Origin of the sequence: Luteipulveratus mongoliensis (genome assembly GCF_001190945.1) — a bacterium.
GTDB lineage: Bacteria > Actinomycetota > Actinomycetes > Actinomycetales > Dermatophilaceae > Luteipulveratus > Luteipulveratus mongoliensis.
In genome coordinates, this window is sequence record NZ_CP011112.1 from 2800390 (window position 1) to 2813216 (window position 12827).

The window sequence follows — 12827 nt, forward strand, 5'->3', positions numbered from 1 at the left end:
CCCGGGTCCGCACGGATGTCGTCGACGCAGGAGGTGGCCCCATGGCCTTTTGGTACAACGTCTCGTCCGGTCAGGTCGAGGAAGACGGTGGGACTGAGCCCAAGGGTGACCTGATGGGCCCGTACGACTCGCGCGAGCAGGCCGAGGGCGCGCTCGCGGCCGCCAAGAACAAGACGGAGCAGTGGGACGCCGAGGACCGCGCCTGGAACGAGGGCGAGGACTGACCCGGTCCACCGAAGACGGACGACGGCCCCCGCCCTGAGGCGGGGGCCGTCGTTGCTGCGCCCAGGCGTACGCTCGAGCCAGTGAGCGACGAGACGACCTTCAGCTTTCGGTCGCTTGCCATATCCGCCTACGGCCCGACCCTGCTTTTCGGCGTCGGTGACGGCGCGATCCTCCCCGTCGTCGCGCTCACCGCGCGTGATCTGGGCGCCAGCGTCGCGGTCGCGGCCCTGGTCGTGATGCTCATGGACCTGGGCTCCCTGCTGTTCAACGTGCCCGCCTCCGTGCTGACCGCGCGCTACGGCGAGCGCCGGGTGATCTCCGGTGCAGCTGCGGGCGGCGTGCTCGCGACGATGCTGTGCTTCATCGCGCAGAACCTCGCGGTCTTCTGCCTCGGCACCGTGCTCATCGGATTCAGCGCGTCGGTGTTCATGCTCGCGCGGCAGAGCTATCTGACCGAGGCCGTTCCTGTGCAGTACCGCGCTCGCGCCCTGTCGACCCTGGGCGGCGTGATGCGGGTCGGAGTCTTCATCGGTCCGTTCATCGGTGCTGCTGCGATCCACGCGTTCGGCCTCTCCAGCGCGTACGCCGTAGGCGCCGTCGCGCTGGTGCTCGCCGGGCTCCTGTCGGCGCGGATGCGAGACCTCCCGCCACATCCGCACCTGGAGAAGGAGCGGGCTGCGGTGACCGTGCGTGGCGTGCTCCGCGACCATCGCAAGGTCTTCCTGACCGTCGGGATGGGCATCCTGCTCGTGGCGGCCGTGCGCTCGTCGAGACAGGCGGTCATCCCGCTGTGGGCACAGCACATCGGCCTCTCGCCGCAGGCGTCGTCCGTGGTCTACGGCATCGCCGGCGGGATCGACATGCTGGTGTTCTACCCAGCGGGCAAGGTCATGGACCTCAAGGGTCGCCGGTGGGTGACGGTGCCGTCGATGCTGGTCATGGCGGCGTCGCTGCTGGCGATGCCCTTCACGCATAGCGCGGTCCTGCTGACGCTGGTGTCCTGCGTGCTCGGGTTCGGCAACGGCATCGGGTCGGGCATGGTGATGACCCTCGGCGCCGACTTCTCACCGGACGTGGGGCGCGCACAGTTCCTCGGCATCTGGCGCGAGCTGTCCGACACCGGCGCCACACTCGGGCCGGTGCTGCTCTCCGGTGTGACCGCAGCGGTGTCCCTCGGCGCCGGGATCATGGCCGCAGGTCTGGTCGGACTGCTGGCCGCGGTCGTCCTGGCGCGCGCGGTACCTACCCGAACAATGGCAAAGGTTTCGTAAATTCTGCCCAATGGGCAGGCCTGGTGACATCGCGCAGCGCAAACTGGCTCGCGGTCCGCTGTGCCCGCCATCGGGGGCCGGCCGACCTTCTTAACTCCAGGAGGAATTGTGAAACGACGTCTGCTTGCTGTCGCTACAGGCAGCACCGCAGCAGCCGCGATGGTCTTCGCGCTGAACCCAGGTGGGACCGCGACCGCGGCACCGCCCTCGGGACAGGACGGGCAGAAGCCCGGCGAGGTCACCCGGTCGGACAACCTGCCCGACCCGATTGCTGCCAAGGCGGCCAAGACTCGTCAGACCGCGGTCGAGAAGCTCCTCAAGGGGCAGGCCAAGACCAAGGTCATCAACGGCACGCGCGTCATCGTGCTGGATGACGGCCAGCCCACCGCGGGCCAGAAGGTCGCGATGGGCAAGAACGCCCAGAAGAAGACGACCAAGGCTAAGTACGTCCAGTACGACGCCACCCAGACGTCCAACATCTTCACGGTCCTCGCCGACTTCGGCACCAAGACCAAGCCGGAGACGGCCGGGACGGCAGGCCCTCTCAACAACAAGATCCCGCAGCCGGACCGCAAGTACGACGGCACCGCGACGGACGACAACTCGACCTACTGGGTCAAGGACTTCAACCGCGAGCACTACAAGAAGATGATGTTCGGGACGACCGGCGAGTCGTTCCGCAACTTCTACCTCGCGCAGTCGTTGGGGCGCCACCACGCGCAGGGTGACGTGTCCGACTGGGTCACGGTGCCCTTCAACGAGGCCCGTTACGGCTCGAACGCCGGCGTCGACGAGAACCCCGAGCTGGGGGCCGAGCGTTCCTGGTCCTTCGTCGGAGACTCGCTGACGGCCTGGTACAACAGCCAGAAGGCCGCCGGCAAGACGCTGGCCCAGATCAAGGCGTCCCTCAAGCAGTTCGACGTCTGGGACCGCAACGACTACGACGGTGACGGCAACTTCAACGAGCCGGACGGCTACATCGACCACTTCCAGGCGATCCACGCCGGTGAGGGCGAAGAGGCCGGTGGCGGCGCGCAGGGCGAGGACGCCATCTGGTCGCACCGCTGGTCGGTCCAGACCGGTGCTGGCACGCAGGGACCGGGCACCAACAAGGCTGGCGGTGTCCAGATCGGTGACACCGGCATCTGGGTGCGCGACTACACCACGGAGCCCGAGAACGGCGGTCTCGGCGTGTTCTCGCACGAGTACGGCCACGACCTCGGACTGCCCGACCTGTACGACACGACGAACACCGCGACCAACAGCGTCGGCTTCTGGTCGTTGATGAGCGCCGGTTCCTGGCTGAACCACGGTGGCGACGCGATCGGCACCACGCCCGGCTACATGGGCGCCTGGGAGAAGACGCAGCTCGGCTGGGCCGACGTCAAGACGGTGCCGTACGGCCACGCCGGCAAGGTCGCCCTGGGTCCGGCCGACAAGGACAACGCGAAGACGCCTCAGGCCATCGCGGTGACCTTGCCGGACAAGACCGTTGCGACGCCGTACAACAAGCCGAAGTCAGGCACGTACGAGTGGTGGTCCGGTCGCGGTGACGACCTGAGCAACACGCTCGGCCAGGACGTCGACCTGACCGGCAAGACGTCGGCCTCCGTGAGCGCTGCCGTCTGGTACGACATCGAGAAGGGCTACGACTACCTCTACGGCCAGGTGTCGACCGACGGTGGCTCGACGTGGACCAACGTCGGCAAGGAGCTGACCGGCAAGAACGCGAGCTGGACGACGACCTCGTACGACCTGTCCGCGTACAAGGGCAAGAAGGTCAAGTTCCGCTTCCTCTACACCACCGACGGTGGCACCAACGAGGCTGGCGCGTTCCTGGACGACATCGCGGTCACGATCGATGGCAAGGCCACGACCGACGACGTCGAGTCGACCACATCGGCCTGGACGCCCAAGGGCTTCGAGCGGATGAACGGCACCGACACCAAGGTGGTCTCGCACTACTACCTGGCCGAGTACCGCGGCTACGGCGGCTACGACGCCACCCTCAAGAACGGCCCGTACAACTTCGGCTTCGGTCCCCAGCGTCCGGACTTCGTGGAGCACTACCCCTACCAGGACGGTCTGCTGATCACCTACGTCGATGGTGAGTACGCCGACAACAACGTCTCGGCGCACCCCGGCCACGGCCAGGTGCTCCCGGTGGACGCGCACGCCACGCCGATGCTGTGGCCGGACAACACGGCCGTGAGCAACAAGCTGCAGCCGTACGACGCCACCTTCGGCCTGGACAAGACCGACGCGTTCACCCTGCACAAGGGTGGCCTGGCGGCGAAGGTTCCGTCGCGTCCGGCGGTGTCCGGGTTCGATGACACCAACCCGAACGCGTACTGGTTCGCCTCCAACAAGTACGGCTCCGTGCAGGTTGCCGGGTCGGGCACCAAGATCAAGGTGCTCAGCAAGCAGGGCGACGGCCTGGAGCTGAAGCTCGGTTTCCCGACGGGAAGCATGCTGAACAAGCGCAAGTGATGCAGAACTGATCGCACCCGCGGTCAGCGGCGGCCCCGGACTTCACGTCCGGGGCCGCTGCGCTGCCCGGGGCCGGTAGGGCAGGATCGGCACATGGATCGTCAGCAGGAGTTCGTGCTGCGCACAATCGAAGAACGTGACATCCGCTTCGTGCGGGTCTGGTTCACCGATGTGCTGGGCACCTTGAAGTCCGTCTCCATTGCCCCCGCCGAGCTCGAGGGCGCCTTCGCCGAGGGCATCGGCTTCGACGGCAGTGTCATCGAGGGCCTGGCTCGGGTCTTCGAGGCCGACATGCTGCTGCGACCCGATGCGAGCACGTTCCAGGTGCTGCCGTGGCGCGGTGAGAACCCTGGCACCGCAAGGATGTTCGGTGACATTCGGCTGCCGGACGGCAGCCCGAGCGCCGCCGACCCGCGGACCGTGCTGCGTCGCTGCCTCGCGCGGGCGGGCGACCAGGGCTTCACCTTCTACACCCACCCCGAGATCGAGTTCTATCTCTTCCAGGACTACCAGCCCGGTCAGATTCCCGTTCCGGTGGACCAGGCCGGGTTCTTCGACCACGTCCCGCACGGGACGGCACACGACTTCCGGCGTGCGGCGATCACCACCCTCGAGGGCATGGGCATCTCTGTCGAGTTCAGCCACCACGAGGGCGGGCCCGGCCAGAACGAGATCGACCTGCGCTATGCCGACGCGCTCGCGACCGCCGACAACATCATGACGTTCCGCGCGGTGGTCAAGGAGGTCGCGCTCGAGCGCGGGGTGTTCGCCTCGTTCATGCCCAAACCCCTTGCAGGACAACCGGGTTCGGCGATGCACACTCACGTCTCACTGTTCGACGGCGACGCCAACGCGTTCTACGAAGCAGGTGCTCCCTACCAGCTGTCCGCGGTCGGCCGGAAGTTCATCGCCGGGCTGCTGCGACACGCCAACGAGATCAGCGCGGTCACCAACCAGTGGGTCAACTCCTACAAGCGCATCTGGGGTGGCGGTGAGGCGCCGGCGCACGTGTGCTGGGGCCACAACAACCGCAGTGCCATGGTGCGGGTGCCGATGCACAAGCCGGGCAAGGGCCAGAGCAGCAGGATCGAGCTGCGCTCACTGGACGCGTCCTGCAACCCCTACCTCGCGTACGCCGTCCTGCTGGCTGCCGGCCTCAAGGGCATCGAGGAGGACTACGAGCTGCCGCCCGAGGCGGAGGACGACGTCTGGTCGCTGACGGAGCGGGAGCGCCGGGCTATGGGCATCGACCCGCTGCCGGCGTCGCTGGACGAGGCGATCCGCATCATGGAGGACTCCGAGCTGGTCGCCGAGACGCTCGGCGAGCACGTCTTCGACTTCTTCCTGCGCAACAAGCGCACCGAGTGGGCCGCCTACCGCGACCAGGTCACCCCCTTCGAGCTCGAGCAGTACCTGCGTCGGCTGTGAGTCCGGACCGCGGGCAGAGCCGCTCCGGCGAGCTGATCCGGGCGGGATTCACCAACACGGCACGCGCCGAGCAGCTGCTCGGCGAGCTCGGCCTCGGTGATGTGCTCGCCGATCACGATCTGGTGGCGGCCTTGGGCAGAACGGCCGACCCGGACCAGGCCCTGCTCGGCCTCCTGCGTCTGCGGGAGGAGATGGACGCGACGCACCGGTCCGAGATGGACTCGACCACCGCGCAGGACGAGGCCTTCCGTACGCGGCTGCTCGCGGTCCTCGGCTCATCGACCGCTCTCACCGACCATCTGGTGCGCCACCCCGAGCAGTGGCGTGACGTCGGCAATGCTCGTCGTCGCGACGCCGCCGAGCTAGCGGCCACGCTCCTCGGGGAGGTCGCCGCGCGAGGTGAGGCGACGGCGTACGACGCGCTCCGGGTGGCCTATCGGCGTCAGGTGCTACAGATCGCCGCCCTCGACCTCACCGAGGACTCGGTCGAGCAGATGCCGGCGACGGGTGAGGCTCTGGCCGATCTCGCCGGTGCGGCTCTGGAGACCGCCCTGAGGATCGCTCAGGACGAGCACGAGGGCGCCGACCAGTGCCGCCTGGCGATCATCGGGATGGGCAAGACCGGGGGCCACGAGCTCAACTACATCTCCGACGTGGACGTCGTCTTCGTCGCCGAGCCGGCCGAGGGTGTGGACGAGGACACCGCGCTCGCCATGGCGACGGCACTGGCCACCTCGACCATGCGGGCCTGCTCGGCGGCGACCGCCGAGGGCAGCCTCTGGCAGGTCGACGCCGCCTTGCGGCCCGAGGGCAAGAACGGGCCGCTCGTGCGCACTGTCGACAGCCACCGGACCTACTACGAGCGATGGGCCAAGACCTGGGAGTTCCAGGCCCTGCTCAAGGCCCGACCGGTTGCCGGGGACCCCGAGCTGGGTGCGGCGTACATCGATGCGGTGAGCCCGTTCGTCTGGCAGGCCAGCACGCGCGACAACTTCGTCGAGGACGTCCAGGCCATGCGCCGCCGCGTCGAGGACAACGTCCCTGCGGCCGAGGCCGACCGGCAGCTCAAGCTCGGCCCGGGCGGTCTGCGCGATATCGAGTTCAGCGTCCAGCTGCTCCAGCTGGTGCACGGCCGCACCGACGATCGCATCCGCTACCGCGGGACGCTGGCGGCGCTGGACGCCTTGTCGCGGCGGGGCTACGTCGGCCGCGCGGACGCGCACGAGCTGGACTCGGCGTACCGCCTGCTGCGGGTCCTCGAGCACCGGATCCAGCTGTCCAGGATGCGCCGGACCCACCTGATGCCGACGTCGGAGGACGACCTGCGGCGCCTCGGCCGCGGCATGGGCCTGCGCACCGACCCGGCCGATTCGGTCACCCGCCTGTGGCGTCAGAAGGCCCGTGAGGTCCGGCGGCTGCACGAGCGGCTGTTCTACCGTCCGCTCCTGTCAGCTGTGGCGCGGCTGAGTGACGATGACGCGCGACTGACACCGACTGACGCTCGAGAACGCTTGTCAGCGTTGGGGTTTCGCGATCCAGCCGGTGCCATCCAGCACATCCAGGCGCTGACCGTCGGGGTGAGCCGGCGGGCCTCGATGCAGCGCACGTTGCTGCCCGTGATGCTCCAGTGGTTCGCCAGCGAGGCCGACCCGGATGCGGGGCTGCTGGCGTTCCGGCGCATCAGTGAGGCTCTGGGGACGAGCCCCTGGTACCTCAAGCAGCTGCGCGAAGGCTCCTCGGCCCAGCAGCTTGCGAAGGTGCTGGCGAGCAGTCGCTACGTCGCCGCGATGCTCGAGCGCGCGCCTGCGTCGGTCGCCATGCTCGACGACCCGGACGCCCTTCGCCCGCGCAGCCGAGCCGCAGTGCAGGCCACGATGAGATCGGCCGCCCGACGTCACGCCGACCCCGAGCACGCGGTCCAGGCCGTTCGTGCCGTACGCCGCACCGAGCTGATCCGGATCGCGACCGCCGACCTCGTCGGGGATCTCGAGCTGGACGAGGTCGAGCTCGGACTGACCGACATCATGGCCTCGACGATGCAGACGGTCCTCGAGATCGCCATCGCCAAGGTCGCACGGCAGTCGCACCGCGCCCTGGTCACCCGGATGGCGGTGATCGGCATGGGGCGGTTCGGTGGCCGCGAGGTCGGCTACAGCAGCGACGCCGACGTGATGTTCGTGCACGACCCGGAGCCGGACGCCAGCGAGCAGGAGGCGCAGGAGCAGGCGCTCGCCGTGGTCACCGAGCTGCGGCGCCTGCTGCAGCTCAGCGGACCGGACCCGGCCCTGACCGTCGATGCCGACCTTCGCCCGGAGGGCAAAGGCGGCCCGTTGGTGCGCAGCCTGGGCTCCTACCGCGCCTACTACGACCGCTGGTCGGAGGGCTGGGAGGCGCAGGCCCTGCTGCGTGCCACGCCGGTCGCCGGAGACGAGGCCCTCGGGCAGGAGTTCCTCGAGCTGATCAACCCGCTGCGCTGGCCCGAGGGTGGGCTCAGTCAGGCCGCGATTCGGCAGATCCGGACGCTGAAAGCGCGGATGGAGGCAGAGCGGATTCCGCGGGGCGGTGACCGCAAGACGCACTTCAAGCTCGGTCACGGTGGGCTGTCCGACGTCGAGTGGACGGTCCAGCTGATGCAGCTGGAGCACGCCGCGCGGGTGCCAGGACTGCGCCACCCCGGCACCATGACCCCCCTGCGCAAGGCGGCCGAGGCCGGCCTCATCAGTGAGGAGAACGCCGAGATTCTCCGGGAAGCGTGGGTCCTGGCGACCCGGCTGCGCAATGCGTCGGTCCTGTGGCGCGGGCGGCCGGTGGACTCACTGCCGAGCGACCTGCGTGACGGCGACGGCATCGGCCGGATCCTCGGGCTCGAGGCCGGTTCAGGCCCGGTGCTGCACGACGATTACCGTCGCGCGGCTCGACGGGCCCGGTCCGTGGTCGACGAGTGCCTCTACGGCACTCCGCCTCGTGACAACGGCACCGACAACGCCTGACAGGTCAGGCCGGCGTACCCAGTGCGGAGCGTTGATGTCGCGCTCGTGAGCATGGCCCGGCGGCCGCCGCCTGAGATGGCCCGGCAGCGCGAGCGGGTCGCTTCGTAAACTTGGCGGGTGATCTCTCGTACCGATCTGCGCGGTCCCGCCCTGGCGTCCTTGGACGCTCGCGGTCTGCGCGACACCTTGCCCCGGGCCGGCTTCGACGTCGAGGCTGCCCTCGACGTCGTACGACCGATCTGTGAGCAGGTGCAGCATCACGGTGCTGACGCGCTGCGTGACCTGTCTGAGCGGTTCGACAAGGTTCGTCCCGAGGCCCTGCGGGTGCCGGCCGCCGTGCTGACCGCCGCTCTCGAGCAGCTCGACCCGGACATCCGGGCGGCGCTCACGGAGGCCACCCGCCGGGCGCGGGCCGTGCACGAGGACCAGCGACGCACTGACACGACCACGCAGGTCGCTCCGGGTGGCACGGTGACCGAGCGCTGGGTCCCCGTCGACCGGGTGGGGCTCTATGTGCCGGGCGGGGTGGCCGTCCTGGCCAGCAGTGTCGTGATGAACGTCGTCCCGGCGCAGGCGGCCGCGGTGCCGTCGCTGGCCGTTGCCAGTCCGCCGCAGCGTTCCAACACCGGTGTCTTCGCGGGCTATCCGGACCCGACGATCCTCGCGGCCTGCGAGCTGCTCGGCGTGGACGAGGTCTATGCCGTCGGCGGCGCCCAGGCGATCGCCATGTTCACCTACGGCGCCCGCGAGGACGACGGGACGGTGGTCTGCGAGCCCGTCAGCCTGGTGACCGGACCGGGCAACATCTACGTCGTGGCTGCCAAGCGGCTGCTCAAGGGTCTGATCGGGATCGACTCCGAGGCCGGCCCGACCGAGATCGCCATCCTGGCGGACGACAGCGCGGATCCCGAGCACGTCGCCGCTGACCTGATCAGTCAGGCCGAGCACGACAATCTCGCTGCGGCGGTGCTGGTCACCGACAGCGACCAGCTCGCCACGCAGGTCGAGGCTGCCCTGGAGCGACGGGTCGCGGCGACCAAGCACGCCGAGCGAATCCGTACCTCCCTCGGTGGCGCCCAGTCGAGCATCGTCCTCGTCGACACCATCGAGGACGGGCTCCGGGTCGTGGACGCCTACGCCGCCGAGCACCTGGAGATCCAGACCCGCGACGCGGCGGCGGTGGCAGCCCGGGTGCACAACGCGGGTGCGATCTTCGTCGGTGCGTACGCCCCGGTGAGCCTGGGCGACTACGCCGCCGGCTCCAACCACGTGCTCCCGACCGGTGGCTGTGCGTGCCACAGCTCGGGCCTGTCGGTTCAGTCGTTCCTGCGCGGCATCCACGTCATCGACTACACCCAGGACGCGCTGCGCGATGTCGCCAGCACGGTCACGACGCTGGCCGCGGCCGAGGACCTTCCGGCCCATGGCGAGGCCGTGACAGCGCGGTTCGACGCTGATGTCTGAGATCCGGGCGCTGCTCAGGGAAGACCTGCAGGGCCGTACGCCGTATGGCGCGCCCCAGCTCGAGGTGCCCGTGGCCCTCAACACCAACGAGTCGTCGTACGACGTCCCGGCCGTTGTCGTACAGACGATCCTCGAGCGTGTGGCGGCTGTGGCGCCCGGGCTCAACCGCTATCCGGATCGCGAGTTCGCCCAGCTACGAACGGCTTTGGCGTCCTACCTGACTGAGACGACCGGCGTGACGTTGACCGCTGACCACCTCTGGGCGGGCAACGGCAGCAACGAGGTGCTGTCGCATCTCGTCCAGGCCTTCGGCGGTCAGGGGCGGACCGCGCTGGGCTTCACGCCGTCGTACTCCATGCACCCGATCATCAGTCGCGGAGTCGGAACGACCTGGGTGGACGGGCTGAGGGGAGCCCCGAGCGGGATCTTCGACCTGGATCTCGAGACGGCGGTCACCCAGGCTCGTGAGACCCAGCCGGACCTGGTGTTCCTGTGCTCGCCCAACAACCCCACCGGCACGGCGCTGTCGCTGGAGGTCGTCAAGGCTGTCTATGACGCGGCGCCGCACGCGATCGTCGTGGTGGACGAGGCGTACGCCGAGTTCGCTCGCCCGGGCACACCCAGCGCAACGACCCTGCTGGAGGGTCGCGACCGTCTCGTCGTGACGCGCACGATGAGCAAGGCCTTTGCCTTTGCGGGAGTCCGCCTGGGTTACCTCGCGGCATCGCCCGAGCTCACCGACCTGCTGCGCCTGGTCCGCCTGCCCTACCACCTGTCCAGCGTGACCCAGGCGGTGGCGCTCGCGGCCTTGGAGCACGCCGACACGATGCTCGGCATGATCAAGGTCATCAAGGCCGAGCGAGACCGGCTCGTGGAGGGAGTCGCGGCACTCGGGCTGGCTCCCGTGCCCAGCGACGCCAACTTCGTTCTGGTGGGTGGCCTCGCCGACGCCGGACAGACCTGGCAGGCTCTGCTCGACCAGGGTGTCCTGGTTCGTGATGTCGGCATTGCGCACCACCTTCGGATCACGGCCGGGACACCGGAGGAGACCGACGCCGTACTCGCTGCCCTGGCAGCGCTCGACCCCAGCCACAGACAGGAGCCGTCGTGACTCGCACAGCTCAGATCACGCGTACGACCAAGGAGAGCTCGGTCGACCTGTGGCTGGACCTCGACGGGTCGGGCACAGCCGAGATCAGCACCGGCGTGCGGTTCTACGACCACATGCTCGAGAGCCTGGCCAAGCACAGCCTGATCGACCTCCGCGTCGAGGCCAAGGGCGACCTCGACGTGGACGCCCACCACACCGTCGAGGACACCGCGATCGTCCTTGGTGACGCGCTGCGCGAGGCGCTGGGCGACAAGTCGGGCATCGCCCGCTTCGGCGATGCCACGGTGCCCCTCGATGAGGCCCTCGTCCTCGCGGTCGTCGATGTGGCGGGCCGGCCCTATGTCGTGCACACGGGCGAGCCCGAGGGTCAGGTCTACGCGATCATCGGCGGCACCTATACCGGCTCGCTCACCCAGCACGTGTTCGAGTCGTTCGCGCACCACGCGGGCATCGCCCTGCACGTACGCGTCCTGTCCGGTCGCGACCCACACCACATCGTGGAGGCCCAGTTCAAGGCCGTCGCGCGAGCCTTGCGTGCAGCTGTTGCCCTCGATCCGCGGGTCAAGGGGATACCCAGTGCCAAGGGGGCGCTCTGAGATGTCCGCGGCGTCGTCCACCCTGCCGGGCCTGCTGCTGCTCCAGGGTGACGCCAAGCGGATCGGCAGCTGGGTCGCTCGGGGCACGGTGCCGGCCTATGTCGTCCCGGTCGGCGGCTGGACCGCGGTCGTGCCGGCAGGGGAGTCGGCCGCCAAGCCGCCCTATGACGACGGACTGACCATGCTGGCCAACCGGCCGATCCCGCACGGCTTCCGAGCTGCCCTGGGCTTCTTCGTCCTCGACAAGCGGGCGGTCGTCATCGCCCACCGACGTGGCTGGCGCGTCATCCCACGGTGGTTCGTGTGGGAGTCCGGTCGGGGCGCAGTGCGCGTGCAAGGGCTTTCGCCGATGCGGGTCGAGGACCTGCTCGATGTGGCAGGCGTCGCCTCAGGCGAGTCAACAGGCGTGCGCTCTCTCATGCGCTCCGACGAAGGCCAGCCGATGGACCTGCTGCGCGACCTGGTGGACGGCCTCGCATTGCCAGCCGGACGACTGCTCGCCGGCAGTGGCGTTCCGACGCAGGAGGACGCCGTACTCGTGACGCCCGACGAGCGCGACATCGCTCGGTTCGAGCGAGTAGTGGGCGAGGACAGGGCAATTCGCGCGGAGCAGGAGGGCCTGGAGTGAGCCGTCGTATCGTGGTCCTGGACTACGGCAGCGGCAACGTCCGGTCAGTTGTGCGGATGCTGGAGCGCGTCGGCGCCGAGGTGACTCTGACCGCAGACCCCGCTGCAGTGCGCCGCGCGGACGGCCTCTACGTCCCCGGCGTCGGCAACTTCCACGCGTGCGTCCAGGGACTCGTCGACGTCGGCGGTGACACCCTCGTGCGGGAGCGCATCGCGGCGGGAGCTCCGGTGCTCGGCGTCTGCGTCGGCATGCAAGCGCTGTTCGCGGACTCGACCGAGACGAGCGCGATCGCCACCCACCCTGGCCTGGCCCACTGGCCAGGCGTCGTACGCCGGCTGGCCGGCCCGGTCGTACCCCACATGGGTTGGTCGTCGGTCGAGCCTCCCGCGGAGAGCGTGCTGCTCAAGGGTCTGGCGGGGGAGCGGTTCTACTTCGTGCACTCCTACGCCGCGGACAAGGCCGCGACCCGTCAGGGCGGTGCGCCACTGACGACGTGGGCCACGCACGGGAGCCGGTTCGTCGCCGCGGTCGAGGACGGCCCGGTGAGCGCGACCCAGTTCCACCCAGAGAAGTCCGGAGACGCCGGTGCGCAGCTGCTGTCCACCTGGCTCCAGACTCTCTGAG

Annotated in this window: 10 protein-coding genes; all 10 read left to right on the forward strand. The window is 69.2% G+C overall.

Annotation, left to right across the window (positions count from 1 at the left end; genetic code table 11):
• Window positions 1-41 precede the first annotated feature (41 nt).
• Window positions 42-224, forward strand: a complete 183-nt coding sequence (locus VV02_RS13395; RefSeq protein WP_052592160.1) for a hypothetical protein — start codon at window positions 42-44, stop codon at window positions 222-224.
• 81 nt (window positions 225-305) lie between these two features.
• Window positions 306-1496, forward strand: a complete 1191-nt coding sequence (locus VV02_RS13400) for an MFS transporter (RefSeq protein ID WP_052592162.1) — start codon at window positions 306-308, stop codon at window positions 1494-1496.
• A gap of 108 nt (window positions 1497-1604) precedes the next feature.
• Complete coding sequence (locus tag VV02_RS13405; protein ID WP_052592164.1) at window positions 1605-3986, forward strand: immune inhibitor A domain-containing protein; 2382 nt, start codon at window positions 1605-1607, stop codon at window positions 3984-3986.
• 93 nt (window positions 3987-4079) lie between these two features.
• Window positions 4080-5414 (forward strand): glutamine synthetase family protein, encoded by a 1335-nt coding sequence (locus VV02_RS13410; protein ID WP_052592166.1) that lies wholly within the window; start codon window positions 4080-4082, stop codon window positions 5412-5414.
• On the forward strand, window positions 5411-8404 hold the full coding sequence (locus tag VV02_RS13415) for a bifunctional [glutamine synthetase] adenylyltransferase/[glutamine synthetase]-adenylyl-L-tyrosine phosphorylase (protein ID WP_052592169.1): 2994 nt from the start codon (window positions 5411-5413) through the stop codon (window positions 8402-8404). Before VV02_RS13410 ends, VV02_RS13415 begins: the two co-directional genes overlap by 4 nt.
• 117 nt (window positions 8405-8521) lie before the next feature.
• Window positions 8522-9868, forward strand: coding sequence for a histidinol dehydrogenase (gene hisD, locus VV02_RS13420; RefSeq protein WP_052592171.1), 1347 nt, complete (start codon window positions 8522-8524; stop codon window positions 9866-9868).
• Window positions 9861-10979: a histidinol-phosphate transaminase gene (locus tag VV02_RS13425; protein ID WP_052592173.1), complete on the forward strand. Its 1119-nt coding sequence runs from the start codon at window positions 9861-9863 to the stop codon at window positions 10977-10979. Before hisD ends, VV02_RS13425 begins: the two co-directional genes overlap by 8 nt.
• Window positions 10976-11575 (forward strand): imidazoleglycerol-phosphate dehydratase HisB, encoded by a 600-nt coding sequence (gene hisB, locus VV02_RS13430; RefSeq protein ID WP_052592176.1) that lies wholly within the window; start codon window positions 10976-10978, stop codon window positions 11573-11575. Before VV02_RS13425 ends, hisB begins: the two co-directional genes overlap by 4 nt.
• Before the next feature lies 1 nt (window position 11576).
• Window positions 11577-12203 (forward strand): hypothetical protein, encoded by a 627-nt coding sequence (locus VV02_RS13435; protein WP_052592178.1) that lies wholly within the window; start codon window positions 11577-11579, stop codon window positions 12201-12203.
• On the forward strand, window positions 12200-12826 hold the full coding sequence (hisH, locus tag VV02_RS13440; protein ID WP_052592181.1) for an imidazole glycerol phosphate synthase subunit HisH: 627 nt from the start codon (window positions 12200-12202) through the stop codon (window positions 12824-12826). The genes VV02_RS13435 and hisH overlap by 4 nt, the downstream gene beginning before the upstream one ends.
• Window position 12827 lies beyond the last annotated feature (1 nt).